The sequence below is a fragment of the Paraburkholderia sediminicola genome (genome assembly GCF_902859805.1).
Lineage (GTDB): Bacteria > Pseudomonadota > Gammaproteobacteria > Burkholderiales > Burkholderiaceae > Paraburkholderia > Paraburkholderia sediminicola.
In genome coordinates, this window is the sequence record NZ_CADIKC010000001.1 from 1,183,275 (window position 1) to 1,207,256 (window position 23,982).

Annotated in this window: 20 protein-coding genes; 8 read left to right on the top strand and 12 right to left on the bottom strand. The window is 59.1% G+C overall.

Features of this window, described 5'->3' with window-relative positions; all coding sequences use genetic code 11:
* Positions 1-11: 11 nt before the first annotated feature.
* A complete protein-coding gene (locus tag R8871_RS05265; protein ID WP_175049999.1) occupies positions 12-1,244 on the top strand; it encodes an NAD(P)/FAD-dependent oxidoreductase in 1,233 nt (410 codons plus the stop codon).
* Here the strand turns inward: R8871_RS05265 and R8871_RS05270 are convergent.
* Positions 1,225-1,677, bottom strand: coding sequence for a cupin domain-containing protein (locus R8871_RS05270; protein WP_175049365.1), 453 nt, complete (start codon positions 1,675-1,677; stop codon positions 1,225-1,227). The two genes, R8871_RS05265 and R8871_RS05270, sit on opposite strands and share 20 nt — an antisense overlap.
* Before the next feature lie 312 nt (positions 1,678-1,989).
* On the opposite strand from R8871_RS05270, the gene R8871_RS05275 reads away from it, so the two are divergent.
* The 3 genes from R8871_RS05275 (at position 1,990) to R8871_RS05285 (ending at position 5,786) form a co-directional block, all read left to right on the top strand.
* Positions 1,990-2,949, top strand: a complete 960-nt coding sequence (locus R8871_RS05275) for an MBL fold metallo-hydrolase (RefSeq protein ID WP_175050000.1) — start codon at positions 1,990-1,992, stop codon at positions 2,947-2,949.
* An 18-nt stretch (positions 2,950-2,967) separates the two neighbouring features.
* Positions 2,968-3,999 (top strand): CobW family GTP-binding protein, encoded by a 1,032-nt coding sequence (locus R8871_RS05280; RefSeq protein WP_175049366.1) that lies wholly within the window; start codon positions 2,968-2,970, stop codon positions 3,997-3,999.
* A 167-nt stretch (positions 4,000-4,166) separates the two neighbouring features.
* A complete protein-coding gene (locus R8871_RS05285) occupies positions 4,167-5,786 on the top strand; it encodes a methyl-accepting chemotaxis protein (RefSeq protein ID WP_175049367.1) in 1,620 nt (539 codons plus the stop codon).
* A gap of 3 nt (positions 5,787-5,789) precedes the next feature.
* Here the strand turns inward: R8871_RS05285 and R8871_RS05290 are convergent, their stop codons facing one another.
* A complete protein-coding gene (locus R8871_RS05290; protein ID WP_175049368.1) occupies positions 5,790-6,020 on the bottom strand; it encodes a hypothetical protein in 231 nt (76 codons plus the stop codon).
* Positions 6,021-6,335: 315 nt separating this feature from the next.
* Here R8871_RS05290 and R8871_RS05295 point away from each other — a divergent pair, with 315 nt between their 5' ends.
* The 3 genes from R8871_RS05295 to R8871_RS05305 all read left to right on the top strand — a co-directional run bounded on the left by R8871_RS05295 (position 6,336) and on the right by R8871_RS05305 (position 9,315).
* On the top strand, positions 6,336-7,115 hold the full coding sequence (locus tag R8871_RS05295) for a carbonic anhydrase (RefSeq protein ID WP_246287399.1): 780 nt from the start codon (positions 6,336-6,338) through the stop codon (positions 7,113-7,115).
* 164 nt (positions 7,116-7,279) lie between these two features.
* On the top strand, positions 7,280-7,921 hold the full coding sequence (locus R8871_RS05300) for an MAPEG family protein (protein WP_175049369.1): 642 nt from the start codon (positions 7,280-7,282) through the stop codon (positions 7,919-7,921).
* A gap of 140 nt (positions 7,922-8,061) precedes the next feature.
* Positions 8,062-9,315 carry an MFS transporter gene (locus tag R8871_RS05305; protein ID WP_175049370.1) on the top strand — a complete coding sequence of 418 codons (1,254 nt, stop codon included), beginning with the start codon at positions 8,062-8,064 and terminating at the stop codon, positions 9,313-9,315.
* A 625-nt stretch (positions 9,316-9,940) separates the two neighbouring features.
* Here R8871_RS05305 and R8871_RS05310 read toward each other — a convergent pair.
* From R8871_RS05310 to R8871_RS05335, 6 genes are all read right to left on the bottom strand, one after another.
* The gene (locus R8871_RS05310) at positions 9,941-10,471 is read right to left on the bottom strand and encodes a GNAT family N-acetyltransferase (protein WP_175049371.1); all 531 of its coding nucleotides are present in this window, start codon (positions 10,469-10,471) and stop codon (positions 9,941-9,943) included.
* Between the two features lie 213 nt (positions 10,472-10,684).
* Positions 10,685-11,434: a nicotinamidase gene (locus R8871_RS05315; RefSeq protein ID WP_175049372.1), complete on the bottom strand. Its 750-nt coding sequence runs from the start codon at positions 11,432-11,434 to the stop codon at positions 10,685-10,687.
* 462 nt (positions 11,435-11,896) lie between these two features.
* On the bottom strand, positions 11,897-12,586 hold the full coding sequence (locus tag R8871_RS05320) for a DUF4336 domain-containing protein (protein ID WP_217468883.1): 690 nt from the start codon (positions 12,584-12,586) through the stop codon (positions 11,897-11,899).
* 372 nt (positions 12,587-12,958) lie between these two features.
* Complete coding sequence (locus R8871_RS05325; protein WP_175049373.1) at positions 12,959-13,660, bottom strand: alpha/beta hydrolase; 702 nt, start codon at positions 13,658-13,660, stop codon at positions 12,959-12,961.
* Positions 13,661-14,178: 518 nt separating this feature from the next.
* Positions 14,179-15,057: a 2OG-Fe(II) oxygenase gene (locus R8871_RS38325; RefSeq protein ID WP_217468884.1), complete on the bottom strand. Its 879-nt coding sequence runs from the start codon at positions 15,055-15,057 to the stop codon at positions 14,179-14,181.
* Positions 15,058-15,320: 263 nt separating this feature from the next.
* Positions 15,321-15,770 (bottom strand): hypothetical protein, encoded by a 450-nt coding sequence (locus tag R8871_RS05335; protein WP_175049374.1) that lies wholly within the window; start codon positions 15,768-15,770, stop codon positions 15,321-15,323.
* Between the two features lie 780 nt (positions 15,771-16,550).
* Between R8871_RS05335 and R8871_RS05340 the strand changes: the two genes are divergently transcribed.
* A complete protein-coding gene (locus R8871_RS05340; protein ID WP_175049375.1) occupies positions 16,551-17,126 on the top strand; it encodes a hypothetical protein in 576 nt (191 codons plus the stop codon).
* A gap of 1,309 nt (positions 17,127-18,435) precedes the next feature.
* Here the strand turns inward: R8871_RS05340 and R8871_RS05345 are convergent.
* From R8871_RS05345 to R8871_RS05360, 4 genes are all read right to left on the bottom strand, one after another.
* On the bottom strand, positions 18,436-19,236 hold the full coding sequence (locus tag R8871_RS05345; protein WP_175049376.1) for a PhzF family phenazine biosynthesis protein: 801 nt from the start codon (positions 19,234-19,236) through the stop codon (positions 18,436-18,438).
* Between the two features lie 368 nt (positions 19,237-19,604).
* Entirely contained in the window at positions 19,605-20,219 is a 615-nt protein-coding gene (locus R8871_RS05350; RefSeq protein WP_175049377.1) for a hypothetical protein, read from the bottom strand.
* Positions 20,220-21,197: 978 nt separating this feature from the next.
* On the bottom strand, positions 21,198-21,602 hold the full coding sequence (locus R8871_RS05355; RefSeq protein WP_175049378.1) for a hypothetical protein: 405 nt from the start codon (positions 21,600-21,602) through the stop codon (positions 21,198-21,200).
* 217 nt (positions 21,603-21,819) lie between these two features.
* Positions 21,820-23,574: a type II CAAX endopeptidase family protein gene (locus R8871_RS05360; RefSeq protein ID WP_246287401.1), complete on the bottom strand. Its 1,755-nt coding sequence runs from the start codon at positions 23,572-23,574 to the stop codon at positions 21,820-21,822.
* Positions 23,575-23,982 lie beyond the last annotated feature (408 nt).

A 23,982-nucleotide genomic window follows, 5' to 3' on the forward strand; every position in this document is an offset into this window, starting at 1 on the left:
TCATGAGCACAATGAAATTCGATACTGTCGTACTGGGCGCGGGCATCGTCGGCGTGTGCGTCGCCGTCCATCTTCAGAAACGCGGCCAGCGGGTTGCGCTGGTCGATCGCAAGGCGCCCGGCAATGAGACATCGTTTGGCAACGCGGGGCTGATCCAGCGCGAGGGCGTGTATCCGTATGCTTTTCCGCGCGAACTCGGCACGTTGATGCGATACGCGCGCAACCGGTCGCCGGAGGTCCGCTATCACGCCAACGCGATGCTCAAAGCCGCACCGTTCCTGTGGCAATACTGGCGCAATTCTCATCCGGTGAAGCATGCGGCGATCGCGAGGTCGTACTCGACGCTGATCGAACATTGCGTGAGCGAACACCGCTCGCTAGCCGCCGATGCCGGCGCGAGCGCGCTATTGCGTCCGATCGGCTGGATGAAGGTATTCCGCACTGAAGCGGTTCGCGACAGTGAAACGCGGCTTGCCGAGCAGTGGCATCGCGAATACGGCGTCGAATTCGAATCGCTCGACGCGGCGAGTCTGCAACAGATGGAGCCCGATCTCGACCGCAGCCTGATCGGTGCGTTGCGCTACACGGCATCCGATTCTGTCAGTGACCCGAACGCGCTCGTCACCGCTTACGCAGAATACTTCGAGCAGCTTGGCGGGCGCTGTTTGATCGGCGATGCGAATACGTTGCGCGACCATTGGCAGGTGGATACATCGGCGGGCACCGTCGTGGCGTCGTCGGCGGTGGTCGCGTTGGGCCCATGGTCGGATCAATTCAGTTCACGGCTGGGCTATCGCCTGCCGCTTGGCACCAAGCGCGGGTACCACATGCACTATGGCGCGCAGCCAGGCGCGCGTCTGAATCACCCGGTCCTCGATGTCGAACGCGGTTATCTGCTGGCGCCGATGGCCAAAGGTATCCGACTAACAACAGGCGCCGAAATCGCGCTGCACGACGCACCGAAAACGCCCAACCAGCTTGACGCCGTCGAGCCCACGGCCCGCACGCTGTTCCCGCTGGCCGGGCGTCTGGACGCCGAACCCTGGATGGGCCGCCGCCCATGTACGCCTGACATGATGCCGATCATCGGACCTGCGGCGAACCACAAGGGTTTGTGGTTCGCATTTGGTCATGCGCATCACGGGCTGACACTGGGTCCCGTAACCGGACGATTGATCGCGGAGATGATGACCGGCGAGGAGACTCTTGTGGATACCCGGCCCTTCAGGGCGGACCGCTTCTAGCCGCCGGCACCAGCCCGTACCTTGACATGACATCCATAAGCTTTGCGCGGTCGGGCGGCCCACCGGCGCTTACGATTGCCCCGACGTCACGAAAATACTGAGCACCTATATCGGGCGTGAGGACGATCAGCGCGCGGGCCGTGTCATTGTGCGGGTTGCTAAAGTGGTGAACCGACCCGCGCGGAGTAAACATCCATTCTCCCGGTACGAGGTCGCGGACTACTCCGTCGACCGAGTACCGAAGCATGCCCTCCAGCACGTAGACGCACTCTTCGTTACGCGTGTGGCTATGTGGCGGTGGGACTTGTGAACCAGGTCCCACCGTCAGTTCGAAAACGCCCATCCCACCCGTAGCGGTCCCATCGATCAGGTATTGAATGCTCAATTGACCAATGTTGATGGGTTCGATCGGAGTTGCGCCGTTAAGTGTCATTTTCGAACTCCTTTGGATTAAGGATACTCGTTAGTCCACCAGCGTTGCAGGTACGGGGCGGGCCGCTTGCGGCGTGTACGCCGACCAGACGGAACCCAATTCATCCAGGATTATGCGCCGCTCAAGGATATATTTTGTCCCGGAGCAGCGACGGACCGTAACCGGCAGGACAGCGTCTGGATCGCGGGCATACTGGCCGATGTGTTGCCCGCAGAGGATTAACCCAGCAAAATCGAGCAGACCTCAACCAAAAATATCAGGAGAAACAGAACCATGAGTGATCAGCCGTTCGGACGTTCCCGTCGTGATTTCATGCGTATTGCCGTGACAGCAGGCACGACCGCGGCGCTGCCGTGGATGCAGGACGCCCACGCGCAGTCACCGGCCAACGCTTCAACCACGGCACCCGCTGCGGGACATTCGGCAAAAGGCACGCAGCTGATCCTGCTCGGCACCAAGGGCGGCCCTACGCCTTCTGACCTGCGCGCGGCGCCGGCGAACGTCCTGGTGGTCGACGGTCAACCCTACGTGGTCGATTGCGGCAATGGCGTCGCGCTGCAGTTGACCAAAGCAGGCATCAAGCTGCCGGCCATCCGTGACATCTTTCTGACCCACCACCATTCGGATCACAACGCCGACCTCGGCAACCTCGTGTTTCTCGCCTGGGCCACCGGCCTGCATACGCCCGTCAACCTGTACGGGCCGCCGCGCATGACAAAGATGATCGACGACTTTGTCGATATGAACGCGATCGACCTCGACGTGCGCATGCGCGAAGAAGGCCGCCCGCCGTTCCGCCCACTGATCAACATCCATGAATTCGACGGCCCGCGCCTCGTGATGGAAGACGACCGCGTGCGCGTCACCTCGACCCTGGTCGACCACTACACGATCAAGCCGGCGTTCGCTTACCGCTTCGAGACTCGGGACCGCACCGTCGTCTTCTCCGGCGACACGACCTATTACCCGGCGCTTGCCGAGTTCGCCAAAGGCGCCGACGTCCTCGTGCACGAAGTGATGTACCTGCCCGCGCTCGAAAAGCTGATGAAGACGGTCGACAACGCGCCGACGCTGCTCGATCACCTCATGAAGAGCCACACCAGCACTGAACAGGTCGGCAAGATTGCCGCGGCGGCTGGCGTCAAGACGTTGGTGCTGAGCCATTTCGTGCCGGGCGGCGATCCCGCGATTACCGACGAGATGTGGGCCGCCGATGCACGCAAGCATTTCGACGGACAGATCATCGTCGGCAAAGACCTGCAGGTTATTTGAGTGTCGGGAAAAGCCACCATGCAAGCTGCTGCGATTCCCTTGACGTTGCTGACTGGTTTTCTCGGTTCGGGTAAGACCACGTTGCTCAATCGCCTGCTGCCGCAACCCGCGCTGGGCCGCTGTGCGGTGGTGATCAATGAACTCGGTGCGATCGGTCTCGATCATCTGTTCGTCAGCACCTCGCGCGATGAAACCATCGCCCTGCTGGAAAACGGCTGCCTGTGCTGCGGCGTGCGCGACGAACTGGCTGCGACCGTGACCGATCTGCTGCAGCGCCGCATGCGCGGCGAGATTCCCGCCTTCGAGCGGATTCTGATCGAGACCACGGGGCTGGCGCGGCCAGGCCCGGTAATCTCTTTGCTGCTGGGTGATCCAGCACTGGAGGGGCGCTTGCAACTCGATGGCATCGTAACGACCGTCGATGCGAAACACGGCGCCGCGCAACTTACCCGACATGAGGAATCGCGTCAGCAGGTGGCCGTCGCGGACCGGCTGTTGCTGACCAAGGCCGAACTGGTCGATGCGCCCGCGCTGGCGGACCTCGAGGCCGCGCTTGAGGCGCTGAATCCGGGTGCGCCACGCATCCCGGTGCGTAACGGAGAGATTGACGCACAACAGCTGCTCGACATCCTGACACCGCGTGCCTTGCGGCCCTGGTTGCGCGCCGAGCCTGCGCCGCGCAAATCGCTAATGCGCGGCGCAACCGCGTCACGCGTGGCCCATCCGGACATCGACAGCTTCTGCCTGACTTACTCGCAGGCCTTGCCCATGCAGGCGTTCGAAACCGCATTGACCGTCCTGCTCGGCTACCACGGCGAGCGCATTCTGCGGGTTAAGGGGATCGGCAATTTCATCGGCGAATCGCGGCCCGTTGTATTCCATGGCGTGCAGCAGTTGCTGCATGAACCGCTGCGGCTTGAAGCGTGGCCAGACGATGACCACACGACGCGCCTCGTGTTCATCGTGCAGGGTCTCGCCAGGTCGGTGATCGAGGAGACGATCACGCATTTTCTGCGCGAAGCCGGGGTGGAGGCCGCGGCAAGCTGTTAACCGAGGGTTTCACAGGACGAAACTTTCACTCGCATCCGCCGATAACTCGAACAGGAACTACCTGGATGGCCGCCGGACAGTCTGCCGGCGTCATCCGGCGCGCCCATCACGTGCCACTTCGCACGGCAGCCCTGCGCGGTTTCCATTCGTTTGCTCGAGGACTCAGGATGCACAAGCTCAGTTTTAAGCAGAAGCTGTGGCTGCCGCTGATCATCAGCCTCGTCGCGTTGCTCGCCGTCTCCGTATCGGCGGCGTGGCAGTCGCGCGAAACGCGGATCGAGGAACGTAAGCACGACCTCACGAACATCGCGCACGTCGGGCTCAGCATCGTGACGGAGTATGCGGCACTGGCGCAAAGCGGCGCGCTACCGGAGGCCGATGCCCGCAAGCAGGCGCTCGAACGCCTGCGCGGCGTTCGCTACGGCGAAGACGGCTACTTCCTCGTGATCAACTCGAAGCCGCAGATGGTGATGCATCCGATCAAGCCGGCACTCGAAGGCAAGGATCTCGCGAGCAGTGCGGATGCCGACGGCCGCCACCATTACGTGACTTTCGCGTCGGCCGCACAGGCGCCGGACGGCGGCTTCGTCGACTACGTGTTCCCGCATTCGGGCGCGGCGCCGGCGCAGGCGGTGGGCAAGATCGGCTACGTGGTGCGCTATGCCCCGTGGGACTGGATCATTGCGACCGGCGCCTATGTCGACGACATCGACGCGGCGTTCATGGCGTCGCTGTGGCTGATCGGCGCGATCTTCGTGGCTGTGTCGGCGGTGCTCGTGACGCTCGTTGCGTTGACGAACCGCAGCATCGCGCGCACGGTCGGCGGCGATCCGGCCTATGCGGCGAACGTGGCGGACGCGATCGCATCGGGTGACCTGACGGTGGCGATCCGCACGCGCGACGGCGACACGTCGAGCCTGTTGCACGTGATGCAGCGAATGCGCGACGCGCTGACGGGCACCATCTGCCAGATCAAGCATGCGTCCGACAACGTCGCGTGCGGCGCGAACGAGATTGCGAACGGCAATGCGGACCTGTCGTCGCGCACCGAGAGCCAGGCGGCGTCTTTGCAGGAAACGGCGTCGAGCATGGAGCAGATGACGGCGATGGTCCGCCAGACGGCGGACAACGCGCGCACTGCCAGCGAGCTTGCGGCCGGCGCCGCGACCATCGCGAACCGCGGTGGCGACATGATCACGCAGGCCGTCGCGGCGATGAAGGGTATCTCGAGCGAATCGGGCCGCATGGTCGAAATCATCGCGACGATCGAGGGCATCGCGTTCCAGACCAACATTCTCGCGTTGAATGCGGCGGTCGAAGCGGCACGCGCGGGCGAGCAGGGCCGAGGCTTCGCAGTCGTCGCGAGTGAGGTGCGCAGCCTCGCGCAGCGTAGCGCGACCGCGGCGAAGGAAATCCGCGAGCTGATCAGTCATGCGGTGGGCAGCGTCGGCAGCGGTGCGACGCTGGTCGAAAACACCGGCTCGACGATCGACGAAGCGCGCGACGCGATCATGCGCGTGACCGGTGTCGTGCAGGAAATCGCGGCGGCCGCGGCGGAACAGAGCGCCGGCATCGACCAGGTGAATCTCGCGGTCACGCAGATGGACAGCATGACGCAGCAGAACGCGGCGCTTGTTGAGCAGGCGGCGGCCGCGGCGCAGTCGCTGAAGGAGCAGGCGATGAGCCTGCAACGCGCGGCGGCGGCCTTCCAGGTGAACGACGCAAACGCTAGCGGCGGTACATCGTTCGCGCCGGCTTCGGCGTCGCGCCGCGTGGCGTTCGCGTAGGCATCAAACTACCTGGTCAGTAATGCGAACGTGAGCATCGGTGATGTGGAATCCATGCTTCTCGATGTCGTCCAGACACTCTCCCGAGTCAACGCCCGGGGTCGGTTTGTCCCGGCTGAGTTCCACTGACTTGAACGAAGCCCAAGGCGCGAACCTGGCCGGCAGATTCTCTCCGGTGGCGTTTGCCGTGAAGCCAAACACCCGGCCGGGCCCCCGAAAAATATAGACAAGCATTTCGTTCACTCCTGCGAAGGACCAATACGTTTGCCCGATCTGGCATATGGGCGGCTGCGAATCAATCTATGACGGGAAGCGCGGGCACGCCAATTGACGGGCCTCGAACCGAGTCAGGCATTGTCAAATTCGCAATACGCTATCACGGCTGACTCTTCGCAGCGGTGGGATTTTCCGGACACTGCGCGTGGCGACGGTATAGACTCAAACTTATGCAAGTTGGTTGAACTAACGCGTGGCGTTGGAACACCACGTGAGGTGCACATAGCAGCGGATCGGTGTGCCATTTGCGTTGCGATGCGGCAAGGCACCTGTTTGCGGCCGGACGCGCCTAGTAATGGCGGAGGCATTCAAATGTGTGATGTCTGTGGTGATGCGCAGCACGAGCCTCAAGTATCGCGCCGGGATTTCCTGAAGACTGGCGCACTCGCGGCGCTCCTGCCGTGGAGCATGGGCGCCGCCATCGCGGCCGAGCCGCCAGCACCTGGCGCATCGCCACCGCCGAACTCGATCCCGCCCGCGGATGCGTTGAAACGAATCATGGATGGCAACGCGCGCTACGCCGCTAACGCGCCGAACGAGCGCGACTTTTCATCGGGTCGCGCCGCCCGTGTGCAGGCGCAGTATCCGATCGCCACGATCCTGAGTTGCGCCGATTCGCGCGTGGCGCCGGAGTTCGCGTTCGATCAGGGGCCGGGCGATCTCTTCGTTTTACGCGTTGCGGGCAACGTCGTGAACCCCGATCTGCTTGCGTCTCTTGAATACGGCGCGCAGTTCCTGGGGGTGCCGCTCATTATGGTGCTGGGTCACACCGGATGCGGCGCGGTCGACGCCGCAATCAAAGTATTGAAGGCCAAAGCGGTTCTTCCAGGCCATTTGCCCGGACTCATCTCGGCAATCAAGCCAGCCGTCATCGCCGCCGAGAAGACGAAGACCGGCAACTTGCTGGACAACGCGGCCGCCGAGAACGTACGACGGCAAATGGCTCGACTCAAGCGCTCACCGCCGATCGTCCAGCAACTTTACGAGAGCAAGAAGATTGACATTGTCGGCGGCATGTACGACCTCGCCACCGGCAAAATCGCGCTCGTCTAAACGAGTGGGTTTATCCTTCCGCAGGTGCCAGCAACCGTACGGCGGTTTTGCACAAGGTGTTGTCCGCTTCCGGGCTCTCTTCAACGCTGAATCAGCGCTGAAGAGAGCCGTCTGCCGTTGGCCAATGCCGATGCCCCCGTATGAAACACTCGGAGGAAAAATCCATGACCGACCCGACCTATCACGCGTCCGACTTTCGACAGCAGCGCAGCGTCGGTATTGCCGGCATCGCAGTAGCGTCGCTGTTCGCCTCGGGGCTCTGGTTCGGCATCGATCTTTTGATGTCGCCCCTGCCAGGCATGGACAGCCTCGGCGCGCGGATGCTTCTAACGCTTAAATGCTGCTGTGCCGCGGTGCTGTTCTGTCTGGTGACGGGTGTCGAAGCCGTAGCGCACGAACGATTGACCTCGCCCGCATTCGATCCGTTGGCCGGCTTCGAGACACGCAGGTTGCGCGTCAATCAACGATACCTGCAGAACACGGTGGAGCAGATCATCGTGTTTGCGGCATCGTTGTTCGGCCTGGCCGCCTACTGCCCCGACGGCTCATCCATGCGCGCGGTCGTGGCGACGACCGTGGTCTGGATCGTCGCGCGGGGCGCATTCTGGCTCGGCTACCATCGCAGCGCCGCGTTGCGCGGACTCGGAGCGCCGGGCATGGCGGTCAGCATGATCGTGTTGCTGTACGTGACGAGCCGGTTTGGGCGTGAGATCGCGGGGACGGTGGGCGCGATTGCGCCGCTCGCTGCATTTGTCGCGATCGAGGTAGTGTTGTTTTGGGGGACGCGGCCGGTGAAAGCGGATTGATTTAATGGAGTCCGTCGGCTCGATTGTCTCGGCTCGACGCTATCGCCACGCACTTGAATTGATCCCGCGGCCGGTAGTTAGGACAGCAGGAACGGGCCTTGCTAACCCATGCGGCGTGCAACGCCTGATGGTTATGTCCCATGAAAGCTACCCGCGCCCTGGAAGCACTGAATTTCTTCGTTGCTGACGTGCAGGCCGGTATCGGCCCGTTTCTCGGCGTGTTCCTTCAGGCGCGTGGCTGGGGCACTGACCTGATTGGGACAGTCATGACGATCGGCGGCATCGCCGGCATGATCGCAACCTCGCCCGCCGGCGCGCTTGTCGATGCAATTCGGCATAAGCGCGCGCTGATCGTGGTCGCGGGGGCAATGACTGTAGCGGCATCGGGCGTACTGTGGGTGTCGCACGATTACTGGATGGTCGCGGCATCGCAGGTAGCAACGGCGATCACGGGAGCGGCGCTTGGGCCTGCGATGACTGGCATCACACTCGGCATCGTGCGGCAGCGCGGCTTCGACCGGCAGTTTGGACGCAATCAGGTGGCCAATCACGCGGGCAACGTTGTAGCCGCTGCGCTATCCGGCTGGCTAGGTTGGCGCTACGGCTTCGGTGCTGTCTTCGCGCTGAGCGCAGCGTTCGGAATCTTGTCGTTGATTGCGGTGGCGATGATCCCTGCGAACGCAATCGATCACGATATCGCTCGTGGACTGGGCGCCGACGGCTCGACCGGAGACGCTGCCGACGTCAAGGTGAGCGGCCTGCGCATTTTGCTTCAGTGCCGTCCGCTGATCGTGCTTGCCGCGGCGCTCGCGTTGTTCCATCTGGGCAATGCCGCGATGCTGCCGCTCTATGGCCTTGCCATCGTCGCTGCTCATCAAGGAGAGCCGAGCGCGTTTACAGCCGAAACCATTGTGATCGCACAACTGGTGATGGTCGGCGCGGCCATGTTCTCTTACCGTCTGATCCGCTGGCGCGGTTACTGGTGGGTGATCCTGGTCACGTTTCTCGCGCTGCCGCTGCGCGGCTTGATTGCCGCGTCGGTGATTCAACAGTGGGGCGTATGGCCAGTTCAGGCACTTGATGGCATCGGCGCAGGCCTGCAAAGCGTCGCTGTTCCGGCGCTCGTGGTCCGGCTGCTGGAGGGGACGGGTCGGGTCAACGCCGGTCAGGGTGTGGTGATGACCGTGCAAAGTGCGGGCGCGGCCCTGAGCCCGGCGCTGGGCGGCATACTGGCGCATCGCTTCGGCTACCCCGCGGCGTTCATCACGCTTGGCGCGATCTCAACGGGCTCGCTGATACTCTGGCTGGGCTTCGGCGCGGGCCTTAGACATGTCTGTCGTGCCCGCGGCGACATCGATGACGACACCGTCAATGCGCGTCCTGTCGAGTCTTGATTGCTTTTTGTCTTCGAATGTCAATCACGGTCGCCATTTGAACGCCTGTCCGACGAACTATCTGGATCCCTATTCCCTGATTTCCTCGTTCGAGGCAGCGAGTGTCCGATCTGTCCGGCGACATTGTGGATAGACGAACGCATGTACCAAGGCCACCAGGCCAGATGCCAGAACCACAGGCATGCTCCGCGGTATCCTCGGAGCCATTCACGGTTTATGCCCGTCACAGGAAAGCTTTCAAGGCTGCGATGGCCGAGCGCCATCACACCAATCGTCATCCAGACAACCGCGATCACGAGGGTCGGAAGCGACAGAACGCACGCGGCGACAAATATCGCAAGCGGCAAACAGATAGTGAATGGCGAGCGGGTTTTCATTTTGCTTTTGCCCCCCTTTATAACGGATCTTATTATTTTAGATTAGCGTATTTTGCAGGTTTCAACCGATAGGGTTTTCTACCATCGTGTGTTGGCTGGTCAGTAACATTGCTGCGCGATTCGCGCTATGTAGTAATAGTCAGGTTTTTCCGTGCTGGAAATGTCGTCGCCGTATTTTGCCGTTGCGCTCCGGCTTGAACCCATGTCGGCATATGGCCCAGACCGTGTGAACGCTCTCACGGCATTTCTCAGGAAATCAGACTCGCCACGTCGTCCCACACAAAGACGATGTTTTGCGATCGCCAGACCGGTCCCGGATCAATGTACTCGCCTGCTGGCCGGCCATTCAGCGCCTCGTAAAAGGCCATCGCAGGTTCGTTTCCCTTGACGACGCTTAACGCTGCTGCCTGATAATGCATTTTTCTCAAATGAATCGCGAGTTGCGCAAGCAACGCGCGACCAATACCGCGGCGCTTGAAGTCGGGATCGACATAAAGGAATTTGATCTCGCCGCGACCGTCGAATATCGATTCTGAAGATCCACCAGCGGCGCCGATTCCAACGGTTCTACCGTCGATCTCAGCAATGAGCACAATCTGGCTGTTGTCATTCGCAGACAGTTTTTCCTTCCACTGCTTGCCGCGATGTTGCTCATTGAGGACGGCATAGGCTTCCGTTGGCGCAAGATCCTGGTAGGTATGCCGCCAGACCTTCACATGAAAATCGGCGATCATTTGAGCATCGTCGATATTTGCGGACCTGATGGATATTCCAGTCATTTAAGGCTCTTTCGGATTCAGAATTGCGCCGGTGGGGATGGGTGCGCGCAAGAGATTGTCCGCGATCTGGGCGGCTGTGTCGAACGAACGCTTGTGGCCGATCACAGGCCGTCATCCAAATATTGAACTCTTCCTGGACACGTTGGACGCCCAAGGCACAACCCTAGTCTGCAAGGTTGTGCGATATCCACGGCGGTGATCTGAGCCGTCCGCTCACGTCGACAAGATATCCTTTGATTGAATCCGCTTTACGCCCACGCGGTCCATGTTTTTTCGCGCAGCCGCAAGTGAGCCGTTGAGGTCAATCGGACGCGTTGCGTCTTCGATGACGTATGCGTTGAAGCCCGCCTTGCGGGCGTCCATTGCGGTCCATGCAACGCAGAAATCGGTCGCCAGTCCGGTCACAAACACGGTGTCGATACGCCGCTGCTTCAGATATGCCGAGAGGCCGGTTTCCGTCTTGTGATCGGCTTCCTCAAACGCGGAATAGCTATCCATGTCCTTATGAAAACCCTTGCGTATGATCACTTGCGCAGTCGGCAGCTTAAGGTCCTTGTCGAGCGCGGCGTCGTCTGTGCCTTGCACGCAATGGTCCGGCCACAAGACCTGCGTGCCGTACGACAACTGTGCCGTCTCGAACGGTTTCTTACCGGGATGGGAACTGGCGAACGACGCGTGTCCCGGCGTGTGCCAGTCCTGCGTAATGACAATGTTCTCGAACTTGCCGGCCAGCTCGTTGATGAGTGGCACGACCTCGGCGCCGCCTTTCACCGGCAGCGTTCCGCCATCGATGAAGCAATTTTGCACGTCCACGACGATCAATGCGGATTTGCTGCCGGGCGTGATGTGTTTGCCCGATGCAGCCGACGCTGCCAAGGCGCTCAGGCTTCCAAGGCCACAAAGATGAACCAGACCGAGTGCGGCGGTCGACTTGATCAGTGCCCTACGACGGTTTTCTCCCATGGCGAATCCCCTTTTCGATTGAAGCGCCAATCATAGAGGCGCCAAATTTATTCCAGACTGCGTCTTGAGGCACCTGTCTTGTTGAAAGACAACGCATAAATAGTCGCACAAAAATTTGCTGGATGGTTTGATGGCGGGGGGAGTGCTCTTTGAGTCAGCCCGGTGTATGCGGAAGAAGGCCGCTTTGTCGATGAGCTCGGGGGTGATGTTCAATGTCTAGGAATGGTTGAAGCTGATGCGGAGCGAACTTCTGTTGTCGAGCCTGAAGCGCCATTCGCAGGCGCGGCGTTCCGGATATGCGTGCGTCGGTTCCGCCCCGAACGGCGGACGTTCGCCAAGTGGCTCTTGTCGTGAAATTGCCAGCCTATATAGGGAGTAACCGCGAATGCTGGAGTAAGGGGTGAGCCTTTCCTCATTCAGGTCCGTCTGAATTCCGGTTGACCGGTGCCAAGCGATGCACGACTAAAGCCACGCCATGCCCTCACGGACCAAAGCGTGGGCGTCGTCAGTCAAGAGGTCGCCATGTGCGAGCACGACGCGTTCGAACGGCCAGGCGAGCAAAGTGTCGATGCAGACGCGTGCGCGTTTGCGGTCGCGATATGCCATGCGCAGCAGCGGATGCCAGCTGACACGACCGAGGATTCCGCCCAGGCGCAAGTAGTTGCGTGTCAGCCAGTGAGGCGACTGATGAAAGTTCTCCACCAGATCGCAGGCAATCAGCGTGCGCGTGGCCGGATGGTAGAAAACCGTCTCGCCCAGAATACAGCCTTCGATCGTTAGCAGTTCCAGGTCGTCGCGCCAGTCTGGATGAGGCTGATCCGTCAGCACCGCGTCGAAGCGAAGATCTTTTCGCTTGCGTTGCAAGGCCGCCGGGCCGTGTAGCATCGCCCGCGGATAGGCTGCCGCAGTTTCCGCCGCATACATGTGATGAAAGAGGTTCGGACAAACGATATGTGCGACGGGCCCCAAGGCATCTATCGCGGACCGTACTTCGACGCTCAACGGGATCGGCGAATGCAACAATAGCTTGCCCGACGACAGCCGGATGACCGTCAAGCGCGTGCCGATATGTAAGCCAACGAAAGAATGGGGGGCCAATGCGGTCCAGATATTCTGTGCGAACGGCTGAAGAGCGGTCATCGCCAAATCCAACAAGGGTTGGTTCCTAATCGTTGCACTGTACGCTCTAAGCCCCCAATCGAAAACGTTCGCCATGCGCAAGCGGCCATCGCAACCTCATACCGATCACCGGCACTTGAGGAGCGGCAGCGGTCCAACGCAGGTCGATCTGTGGCGAGCCGTCTTATCCATGAAGCATTGGACCGGTTGAATCCGCCGTCGACTTCGGCTGTTCGGCATCGGATCGAGGTCAGTCTAGTTGAGACGCTTGCGGAAACCTTCGAACTCTTCGGTGCATGCGGTCGCCCGAACAACTGGCCTCCGAAACAACGCTCGTTGCGCAGGCCAGTTGTTTCCGTGATCACCGCGGGCAATTGTGTCGCGACCAATATCGGCAGTTCACTACTATCGGTTATTGACCAACTGAGTGGCAGCTTCGTCAATGAGCGCGGCGACTTCGACAGGCTTCGAAGCTAAAGAGGCGTGGCTCGCGGCAAGAGTGATCACTTTCCTCGCATTGAGCCGCGCCGACATCTTCGTCTCGTTCTCCGGTGTAATCATCCGGTCCTCACTGGAAATCTGATACCACGATGGTTTCTTCTTCCAGGCGGGAGCGGTAATGGTGTTGCCAAAGGTGCTGGCAAGCGGCGCCTTTTGCGTCACGGCCATGACGAGACCCTCTTCCGGTGTCAGATCCTGGCAGAAGCTCTCATGGAATTTATCGGCCTTGATCCACAGGTAACCGTCGCTGTCAGGCTCGAGATTGGGCGCTGCGACAGGAAGGTGTTGCTGGGTAATGCCGCCAGGGCTTTCTCCCGCATCAGGTGCGAACGCGGCAATATAGACGAGCCCGACCACGTTCGGCTGATCCCCCGCCTCTGTGATAACAGCACCACCATACGAGTGGCCGACAAGCAGGACAGGTCCCTTCTGTTGGGCAATCATCTTGCGTGTGCGTTCGGCGTCGTCGGCAAGCGATGTCAACGGCATTTCGACGGCGTGGATAGACGTGTAGCCTTTGCGCGCCAGCTCGACGATGACCTTCCCCCAGTGCGCTGCGCCACCCCAGAAACCGTGCACCAAAATGACTGTAGGTTTATCGCTCATGCTTCACTCCTGATTGACACATTTCGCCGACGCAGTTGTGTGTCCATAGCCTGCCAGCGGAAGGGCTATTCACGGTTCCGGGAATGCTGACCATAGTAGATCATTCGGCGATGCTTTAACCGTAGCCTCGATTCATGAAATTTTGCGGGCACTTCGCGATCAGGCTGAGCGGCCGGTATCGAGCAAGTCGATCGTCTCTTTCGGGTCGGCCTGAGCCGGTCAACATCCGGTGCAGTACTGCCACGTTCAGCCATTCGTCTAATGCATTCAACGGACACCCGGACGTCGCCTCGTCCACGGCAGCGGGCATTTGGGATCGATAGGGTCGTCGCAAATCAGTACATGGCAAGTTTCCGTCATAGACGGATCCCCGCACCGTAGCTATCGGCAGTTGTGCAATGTCGTGACCCGGCGTTGGTTTCGCGCGTGTCCCATTGGCAGCGTGCCGATATGGACAGTCACGAAATCCGACGACTGATGGTCAACCTGGTCCGCAAGGTCGCGATCACGAACGCTAATCACAGCTGCGCACGCGCCTCGGAATGCGCCCGCTGCATCATCCAGCATGCGATGCTCATGCGATCGCGCGTGGCGGGCAGCACCTCGTGCTCAAACTGTGCCGAAAGAAACAACAGCAGCGTTCCTGCGCGCGGAAAGACGTCGTGATGTGACTGATCGGCAAGGTAGAGCCGCAGGGCGCCGCCCTCGGCGTCCTGCCACTCTTCGTTGAGGTAGAACACGGCGGAGATCACGCGGCTGTCGTTGTTACGCAGGCAGTCGAGGTGGCGTGCATATCCGGCGCCTGGCCGATATACCGCGTAGTGCGATTCGCTATCGACCAGGCCGAGAAACAGGTCACGGTTGAGCGCAATCCGTAGCGCTTCGATGCGATCGGCAAACGCCTGCTGCCGCGTGCTCAGCGCCTCAGGTTGGAACCAGAGCGTGCTATCGCCACGCAAAAGTGTGGCAGCGCGATCGGCCCCTACACGGGCTGGGGTCAACAGCTGTGCGTCGTGCATGTCGATGCATTCGGTCGACAAGGCCTGCGTCTGGATTCGCGACAAAAAGTTTGGCACGACACACCAGCCATTGCCGGCGAGCGCAGTCGTCGCGATGTCGAATTCGCTGGACCGAGAATTCACCGAGACATTAATCGCCTGTTCCGGAGCGGGGCCGCGGATCAGGCAATCGACGAGCACTTCTATTTCCGTTTCAGTCAGAGGTCGTTCCAGAAACTCATCCTCTTTCACGTGCTCTCCCGATCGCGCTTCGCTCGGGTCTGCTACAAGTTTGCCAAAACCATCCGGCGATGGTGGAGGTGCGTCGGCCACAGGGATAAGCACGCGCTGGAGCCTAAGAGGAAGGGTGGAGCTAAGGTAGTCTATCTGTTTGGACATCGGCGCAGTCTACACGAGCTGTACAAACCGACAGCCGATGCTCGAACGGAGGCTTTGGCCGACCCTTGTACACGTGAAAACGGCCATCAGGACAACGTCGGACCCAACGGCGGAAGCGGGTCGCACTGAAACAAATACCATCGCCCTACGACGCTGGCCACGGAGCTGCGCCGAACTTCCGTACCCGACCCGGAGCGGCCAGTCAATATTTTCAGAAGCAGACGTTCGACCGTGTGCGGCGGCAAGCTGGGTTGTTGTACGGGTCATTGGAGATTGATGACCTTTCCACCGTTGCGCTCAAACTCAGAGCGGGTCGTACGACTGACTTCCTGCGCTAACGAGTCACAATGAAGAATGTCTCGAAAAGACATTCTTGGTCGCCGATATCCTTCTCGGAACACTTGGAACGAGAATCCTTTGCCGCTCGGAGTTACTTCTTCAACGCGAGCCAGCCATGAACACTTGAAGTCGGACCGCTTAAGAGCGGCGTTTACTCGATGTTCAACTGCCATGTAACCGTCTGTACCATCTGCTATTGCTCGGAACTCTTCTCCCGTTACTTGAGTAACAACGATTTCCGGTCGATCCGTGCTCGTTAAAGACACCCATCCGAGAGTCGCCATATCGGTGTCGGCAGAAAATTCAACGATGGGGAATTGCTTGGCGCTGGTGTTCGACTGTAACCATACGATGGTGTCATAGATAGTGGTCATGGCGGAGAATAGATGAATCAAGGAGCGAAACCAGCTTTATAAAGGAGGATTGTCGACGATCTACGCGGTGGCGTCGACCTTCTCCTCCTGGCCGAACTTAGCCGGACGACGACCGGCTAAGTTCGACCCGAAGCGGTCAATCACTTTTCTGCAAAGCCGACGTTCGTTTTACTCTAGTCAGCCGGCGCGATCCGCACCGCATGCAGCGCAAAATCTGGCGGTGGGTGTGCGAAGCGGTTTGCCGCAAACATTACATGCGGGTCCGTATAGCATGAGGCGGTGGTGCATAAGTGCATTTATATGCCCGGCTGCAGATCCAGTAATGCGTTCGTAGGCCACCAAGGACGGAAGACGCATATTGTCTCGCAAGGCTTCCGCGAGAGACGCGCCCGTCTCTCGTCGATATTCCTGTATCTGCTCTATCAAAGACATGGGGTCAACCAATTGCCACTCGTCCTCCGTGAGCATTGGTACGTCCGTCTCGCAGCGCCAACAATAGATCGTTCTAGGCATTTTTGGGTTCCTTGGTCTATGCCTACGTCGGTAACTGCAGTCAGTCAATTTCCCTCGGAACGTTTATTTTGTCCGTTCTGTTGGATTATCGACGATCTGGACCTCGCAGTCGAAGGTCTCCTGTTGACCGAATTCTTCCGGATGCGTTGGGCTCAGTTCGACCCCGGAGGGACTGTCGCGGAAACCCAATGCGGACATTCGCGTGGACCATCGACCGCCGGTCCACGTATGACACAATCGACTTATTTGGGCTGACGGCGACACCGTATGACAAACACCCAAGCTGCGGGCAACGCTGTTCAAACCAGCCCGTTGGCGGCGGCCTTTCCTGCAGAGCTTCGCTCCGAAGTGACCGTCGTCACGGATTTGATTCGACCCAGCACGGCGACTCATCCCGGATCGTCAGTCGTTGTTCGAGGCGAATCACTCAATATCCCGTATCGAATTCACCACGATTGCGACGACACGCTATTCCCTCTGCTGAACGAGGTTCAGGCGGCAATCTATGCGTGTGTGCTGACGAGGCACCACGACGGACACGTACGCCAACGCCATATCGAACGGCTGGTCACTTCGTCCGAACCTTGGGTTGCGCCGTTCGTCGTGCACCTCTGCGGTGAGTACGTCATCGAAATTCTCGCCGTGATCGAAGCGAATTTGTCGTCAATGGATCAGTGCGTCTACGGGGTGTTCCTCCGGGAAAACGCGACGTTCTTGAAACGGACACACGATCGGATGGTGAGTTATTGGGACTGCTATTATCGCTGGCTCTACAAGCGAAAACTCGACTACGTTGGATTTCAGGTATTTGAGCGATTCCGCGAATGGCGTGCTTCCGCCTAACGGGCGCGATCGCCCTGGCCGCGCGTCTCATGCAAGAAGTATAAGTCGCGTCTGAATGGAACGGCGAAGACTTGCCGCGTAGCGCCCTACATACACTATCAATTCCCATGAAAAAATCGGTTTGGCTTCTTCTCGTGCTCGCCGTACTCTCATGGGGGATTTGCTATGCGTACGTATCCAGCTCCATTCACTTTGGCTGGTTTGGAACCTTGCTCGCATCAGCCGCAGGAATACTCGCGACAATATCTGCTTACCAGACAGAAGAGAAGGCACATACTCGCGGCGGCGTCGTATACAAGTCCAAATCGCCCATCCAGTTTCTCCTCGCGCACCTCTTGCTGGGCCTGTTCCTGATGGCAATTGCGCTCTTTAGCGTAATGGGGTGCCTTGGATACGCGAGTGGCTCGTAGGAATCTATCCGAGATTGTCACCGATTCGAGCCACGTGGTCGACCGGCCGTTCATGGCCGAATTTAGCCGGATGGCGACCGGCTCAGTTCGAGCCACAATGGTTATCCAGCTGTCCTCATAACGGACATTCGATTTATCATCCTAGCCATGATCGACCCATCAGCCGCAATGAGCCAAGACAGCGCACCTCCGCATCCGTCGGCCGTGCGCGCCACAGTGGCCTTTTTGCTCAGTGTGACGGCAGCGACTGTCTATATCATTGCATCAAGGTTTCCCCATGTAATCGAGCAGCGAGCTGCGGGTGGACTGCTATACCCGCTCTCGCAAACACTTTTAGTTCTTCTTTCAGACTGCGGCCTCATCGTCGTCATTTGGTTACCAGCTGCGTTCTTTTCCGCTCTGCCGTGCGTTCTGCTTAACCTCCTGGCTTCCCGATACCGCATTCGGAACCCTCTCTTTTATGTCTTGACAGGATGTGGTTTAGCGCTTCTCGCTGTCGCTCCCATAATCTCGGCAACATCTGGTTGGACGTGGTACACAGATCCCCCGAACCCTCCGCCGACCCCGACGTTTTGGCAGGAGTTCAATTCAATCGCAACCGTATTCGCAGTTGCGGGTGCCGTCGCAGGCCTGACGTACTGGTTCGCAGCAGGTCGCCATTTCCGCCGGAAGTATCCCTGACATTGACTTGGCGAATCTCTCTGTCCAGTGGAACTTCCTGGCCGACCTTTGCCTAACGCCGATCGGCGGCACGCGACCCTGAGCTGCCTTTCGACCAGACGCGGCCTCAACGGCGGCTTCGAAGGTATATCGGCCGCTCCTGCAGTCGCGTTGGCCGACGCGCGTGATCGGACTGCGGGACTGCAGCGAAAGACTCTACGCAGCGTGACCTTTATCTCCTACGCTTCAGGGACTTCGATTGTCCCTTCAAGATATTGAACGGCCTGACCGGAGATATACACTCGGTCGTTCTGTACACGGCAATGGAGCAGCCCGCTGCGGCGTGACGCCTGCAAGGCCACGAGTTCGGACTTGCCCAAACGCTCGGACCAGAATGGTGCAAGCGCTGCGTGAATGGATCCGGTCACCGGATCTTCATCGCCGCCATTGGCAGGCCAGAAATAGCGGGACACAAAATCGTGGTCATCGCCGCGAGCCGTCACGACCACATCGAGCGGAGCAAGTGTTGACAGCAGCTTGAGGTCGGGTACGACGGATCGCACTTCGTGTTCAGTTGCGTAGACGGCGACGTAGGCTTGCTGATTTACCAGTAGTTCCTGAGGCCGCATCGAAAGCCCCATCATCAGGTTGTCGGGTATCTCGTTCAATCGTTCAGGCCGACGCTGTGGGAAGCTCATTTCAATCAGACCGTCATCCATACGGCGAACAGTAAGCCGACCGACTGCCTTCGCAACAAATTCGATGACTTCCAGATCGTCACGTCGCTTGAAGATCACATATGCACTTGCCAGTGTGGCATGTCCACAAAATGCGATTTCGGTGAGAGGCGAAAACCAGCGCACGTCGAACGCGCCGCCGGCATTTTTCACGAAGAATGCTGTTTCAGACAGATTGTTCTCGGTAGCGATCGCCTGCATCAAGCTATCGGGCAGCCAGTGTTCGAGCGGCACCACCGCAGCGTAGTTGCCCTTAAAGACCTTGTCCGAAAATGCATCGATCTGATAGATGGGGAGTTTCATGAAACGTTCCTGTTCAAAGCGATAGGTTTGTCGGTAACCTGCAGTCCAAATCGTTGAACACAATATCAGCCCGTTCAGCTGGCCAACATGTACAGTTTTCGATGCTGAGGACAAAATGCAACCGTGGTCAGTGACCATCCGTCTGAGCCGACGACGCGAGGCATAGGCCGAGTGTGAAGGTCCGTTGTCTGGCTAATGCCGACATCCGAATGTCCGCGTGAGCGAGCGGTCGAATGTCCGTAGATGGCCGATCCCGGTCCGACGGCGAACTTCCGCAACCGACCCGAAGCGGTCCTTCAAGGTTCTTGATAGCGGCCATTCGTCCGCCTCGTGATGCTCCGAGCGGGTTGCCGCAGTTGTCTCTGCGGCTAGTTATCGGCGGCTGTTCTGCTCGTTCTTCGAACAGAACAAACTTTCTCGACCTCAAGCGACGGCGTCACGCGGTAAGCAACTATCTCCGTGTTGGTTTCTCCTTCGTCCCAAAGAACGGCGTAGGAGCGGCTCCGCCACGTTTCGAAGTAGACGAACGATTTGCCGCAGTACCCGGCTTCTTGAGAGAAATCATCAAGAATCGAGTTGTCTATTAAGCGGTAGCCATCGGACGCGCGGGCGAGATAGGTATCGCGTACGCAATAGGCCGTTCCCACACGCCGCGAGATTCTGACGATAGGGTGGGATCGGCCGGGTATCGCTATATTTGTCACATAACCAGTTGTATCTGCATATTGAACCAAAGTGGTTCGGATGGAGTCGGCTGCCCCCGGTGCAGCGCCCCCCCAAAACTGGTCAGCCCGAACCTGCTCTGCGGTGCAGCTATCGAAACACAGTTCCCGCGAACCCAAAGTCGCAATATCGATACGTGGATGCTGTCGTTGCAACTGCGACAATGTCGTTTCAAGGTGTTCGCAGGTTGTTTGTGCATGAACAACCGCGCCGTAAGTTCCGATGCATGCCAGCGACGCTGAAGCAATTACGGCCTTCATGAATATGCGCATGTCCAGAGTAGTATCCCTTCGAATGTTCGGTTCCGTGGCCCCATGCCGATCCTGAGGCGAATTGGCACATATCCTCAACTATTCAGGCGGCGATGTCGAATGGCCGATATTGGTCACGATCCATTTCCGCCGAATGCTCATTTAGCGTCCGAAAACTGCCTTCGGAATATCGATCGTGACTGGCCCGCCATCGTCTGGATTCCTACCAATATATCTAGGCCATGCTGTTTCGTTACAGAATAGCCCATCCAACGTCCCTCCATTTCCGCGGATTGTCTCTTGCAATCGCTTGTCAGCGAGGGCGCGTCGATGCGGTGTATCCGGCTCCAAGGTTACCGAAGGTATGAACTGCGCATGTTCACTATTTTGGTTGTTCTTATTCGCGAAAACCCAGAGTTCCCCGCGACGCAGCGTCAGAAACCGAAACTCTCGTCCATAGTCAGGGCAAGCGGGATATAAGCCGTTCCCGGATTCGTCGCATATGCTCACGAGCGCCGAGCGATCATCTAGCATCACGCCAGAGAGACGGCCACCGTTATTATTGGTAGAAAATTCATCCCAAGTTCCCGACACTGCGGAACCATCCTGAACGAGGTTGAACGAAACCCCACGTCCGTTTGAGCAATCCGTAGGCGGGGTCTCCCATACCCATTTCCCGGCTAGTTGCCCAAGCGCTGAAGTCGCCATGAGCGCGACCACGGCTCCCGCAAGTCCAAGTCCGACTTTCGATATTTTCAGTTGCATTGGACGCCGGCAATCGCCGTTCGTGGTGGTAGACGTTGCATGTTGAACGATTGTCGACGATTTCGCGGTGGGAGTCGACTGGCCGCTTGTGGTCGTCCTCTGCCTGTCGGGGATCGGCGGCACGCGACCCTGAACGGACTTCCGTTTCGCCAGAAAGCGGTCGTTGGGAGGCATCACCGATGCTACGCAAGCATTATTCCGGCCAAATTCTCGATTGAAAAGTTAGTCAAAATCGATCCTAAAAGCGCACTCGTCTCCGTACTGCAGCTTTAAATCGATCAGGACTGAATTCGAGAGCGCAGTCGTCAAAGCAGCCTTCAACTCCGGGGTGACGCCGTCCAGGTGAAAGGAAAACCACCACCCCGGTGACGCATCGACCCAAGACACGAATAAGTCTTCGCTGCTGGCGCTCCAAAACTGAACGTTCTTCACCGTCGCGGTAGACGCTTCACTAATGATCCTGTCGCGGGGTATCGCAATCTGCTCGCCATCATCGCTCCAGTGCGTTACTCGCCTACTTTCTGGATTGGCAAGCACAAGTCCAAGAGGCTGGAGCAACGCCTCGACAAAGCGAAAAACGTCCGAAAATGGACCCTTCAATAGTACCGTCAATATAGGCTTCGCCATGGCGCTAGCGAACTTCAGAATTGGTTGATCGTAGCTGTAGTTGTAACGGCGAGATCGCGTGGCAATCTTCCGTCGTGGCCGATTGTTGACGATTCTTGTGAAGATGTCGAATGACCGTTCATGGCCGAACTCCGCCGGCTGATAAGCGACTCAGATCGACCCCGAACGGACCAACGCGAAACACAAGAGCAGCCGTTCGACACACAGCGGATGCCCGCTACGCCACAACCACGCTGTAGACGAAGATCGCGTTATTGATCGCGTGCACCAGTATGGGCATCGACAGCCCCTTCGTCTTCCTGGTCAGCCAACCGGCAATCAAGCCCATGACGAACAGGTAGATAAAATGGCGCGTGTCTTCGTGCATACCGGCGAATATCGCGGCCTGCAGCACGTTGGCCCAGCCGAAGCTGATATGTCGCGACAATCCTCCTAACAGGCAACCGCGGAACACCAGTTCTTCGATTATTGGCACAAACACTGATAACACCAGTAGCGCGAGCGGAATACCACCGAGCGCGATTGCACCGTGCGTCAGATTCACCGCCCACGAGTTCGGAGCAAAGCCGTGCTGCACGTCGTGCCGAGCCAGCAAGCGGGGGATCTGATAGATACCGTACGCGACGACGGGTACCAACATCCACGTCCACTTCCATCGTCCACTGCCGAGCCATTCGCGCCATCCGATCAGCCGACCGACTGCCGCTAGCCCGAGCGCGCTGAAAAACAGTGCCCACAAATGTGAAATCGCAATGCGATTCGAGGCATCGATGCGCACCACGCCGCTGCCGGTCGGCGACAGCGCGGCCGTGCCCGTGCGAAAGATCGTGACGAGATAAAGCGCCATGGAGAAGGCGCCCAGCGCCCACCATGCGTGCCGCAAACCTATCCGCGCAAAGAGTGGTGCGGACGTTTTTCCGGCGCGTTGCCGGACCGTACCACGGTAATGCACCGGGAAGAGCAACAGGCCTGGCGATGCAAGATACAGCGCGAGCATACCGAACAGGCCGGCCGCGAGTGGGAGCAAATCGACGCGGGCCGCGATAGCCGGATTGAGGTCAAGCAGATGCGCGTACGCATACGCGAACGGCGTCGCCTTACCGGTCTTCTGGTACTGGTCGCGGATAATATCCGCAGCTATCTTCGCGTCGCCCACATCGAATGCAACATCGAGGCGAAGCTGTTGGTTCTGCGGAGACTCGAACTTATGCGACGCGGTGTCAGCGGTCAGAGCCGCTTGCGCAGCGGCCGAATCGCCGGCACGCTGCAATACACGCGCCGTCGTATAAGCGTCGATCTTGAGTCCTGCACGTTGGGCGCGATGAAACTCGTCGCTAGCTTCCGTGCCAGGCAGCACTTCGACAGCCGTATTGATGCGTACGGCTTCCTGCCATGGGGTCTTGGCGACGGGTGCCGCGGCCAACAGCTTGCCGGCATCGCGTGCGCGACCCGTTCTTGCCAGGTACCGCATCGCGTCGATCAGGCGGTCATTGGCCGGATCGAGCTGCACCGCGAGAACCGCCTCCTGGCCAGCCCGGGTGTCGTTTTTCGTCGTCGCGTAAGCGCGTGACAACGCGCCATGAAGACGCGCGCGCTGCGCGGCGCTCCAGCCGGTCGAATGGGCGACGAGCGGCTCACCATACGCGAGCGCATCTGCACCGAACCGATGTTCGAGCAGATAAAGTGCCGCTTCGGGATCGGTTGCAAACTCCTTGTTGAGCGCGGTGCGACAAGTTTCCAAGTCTTTCCCGGCGACCTCGCCCCAGCTCAGATCCTCCGACCACGCGAAGCGCTCGATAAATTTGCATTGCGCGAGAAGAAGCGACATATCACCGGGGCTTTTGCTCTGAGCCTGACGATAAAGGTCGAGCACCTGCTGGTAGCTGTTCTTTTCCTGGTCCACGACGAATTCGGCGGCCTGCTCTGGCGCGCGGATTTTGTCGGGCGACAGGCGGCCCGCGTCGGCTGCCACGGCATGGCCCGTCAGTAGTGCGCTGCCTGCAATAAGGAGGCAAGACTTAAGGATGCTGGCGAGCGTAGAAGCAGATGGCAGACTGAGCCAATGAGATTGCGGACCTTTTGCGCGGCTGACGTACGCGCTTTGACTTGCCGGAGCACGCCGACGGCACATGTCCATACGTATGCTTCCCCCTCTGGGACACAATATTGTTGTTCGCGCCGCAATCAATAACGCTTGTGGCGCAGAACGCGCCATCAGAAGCGCCGAGTGCCCCGGTCAAGGCCTCAGCCACGCAGAGCATTCGGATTTTCAGGCAACGCGAGTTGCGGCGCCGCCATTGGTCTGATGATTGATTATCGGCTGTGGGAGATAACTTCTTTAGCGTTCTTGTATTAATTGGCTTCTGTTTTCAATATCAAG

Coding starts and splice junctions, on each gene's coding strand:
- R8871_RS05265 (WP_175049999.1), top strand. CDS start 12: ATGAAATTCGATACTGTCGTACTGGGCGCGGGCATCGTCGGCGTGTGC.
- R8871_RS05270 (WP_175049365.1), bottom strand. CDS start 1,677: ATGACACTTAACGGCGCAACTCCGATCGAACCCATCAACATTGGTCAA.
- R8871_RS05275 (WP_175050000.1), top strand. CDS start 1,990: ATGCGTATTGCCGTGACAGCAGGCACGACCGCGGCGCTGCCGTGGATG.
- R8871_RS05280 (WP_175049366.1), top strand. CDS start 2,968: ATGCAAGCTGCTGCGATTCCCTTGACGTTGCTGACTGGTTTTCTCGGT.
- R8871_RS05285 (WP_175049367.1), top strand. CDS start 4,167: ATGCACAAGCTCAGTTTTAAGCAGAAGCTGTGGCTGCCGCTGATCATC.
- R8871_RS05290 (WP_175049368.1), bottom strand. CDS start 6,020: ATGCTTGTCTATATTTTTCGGGGGCCCGGCCGGGTGTTTGGCTTCACG.
- R8871_RS05300 (WP_175049369.1), top strand. CDS start 7,280: ATGACCGACCCGACCTATCACGCGTCCGACTTTCGACAGCAGCGCAGC.
- R8871_RS05305 (WP_175049370.1), top strand. CDS start 8,062: ATGAAAGCTACCCGCGCCCTGGAAGCACTGAATTTCTTCGTTGCTGAC.
- R8871_RS05310 (WP_175049371.1), bottom strand. CDS start 10,471: ATGACTGGAATATCCATCAGGTCCGCAAATATCGACGATGCTCAAATG.
- R8871_RS05315 (WP_175049372.1), bottom strand. CDS start 11,434: ATGGGAGAAAACCGTCGTAGGGCACTGATCAAGTCGACCGCCGCACTC.
- R8871_RS05325 (WP_175049373.1), bottom strand. CDS start 13,660: ATGAGCGATAAACCTACAGTCATTTTGGTGCACGGTTTCTGGGGTGGC.
- R8871_RS38325 (WP_217468884.1), bottom strand. CDS start 15,057: ATGTCCAAACAGATAGACTACCTTAGCTCCACCCTTCCTCTTAGGCTC.
- R8871_RS05335 (WP_175049374.1), bottom strand. CDS start 15,770: ATGACCACTATCTATGACACCATCGTATGGTTACAGTCGAACACCAGC.
- R8871_RS05340 (WP_175049375.1), top strand. CDS start 16,551: ATGACAAACACCCAAGCTGCGGGCAACGCTGTTCAAACCAGCCCGTTG.
- R8871_RS05345 (WP_175049376.1), bottom strand. CDS start 19,236: ATGAAACTCCCCATCTATCAGATCGATGCATTTTCGGACAAGGTCTTT.
- R8871_RS05350 (WP_175049377.1), bottom strand. CDS start 20,219: ATGAAGGCCGTAATTGCTTCAGCGTCGCTGGCATGCATCGGAACTTAC.
- R8871_RS05355 (WP_175049378.1), bottom strand. CDS start 21,602: ATGGCGAAGCCTATATTGACGGTACTATTGAAGGGTCCATTTTCGGAC.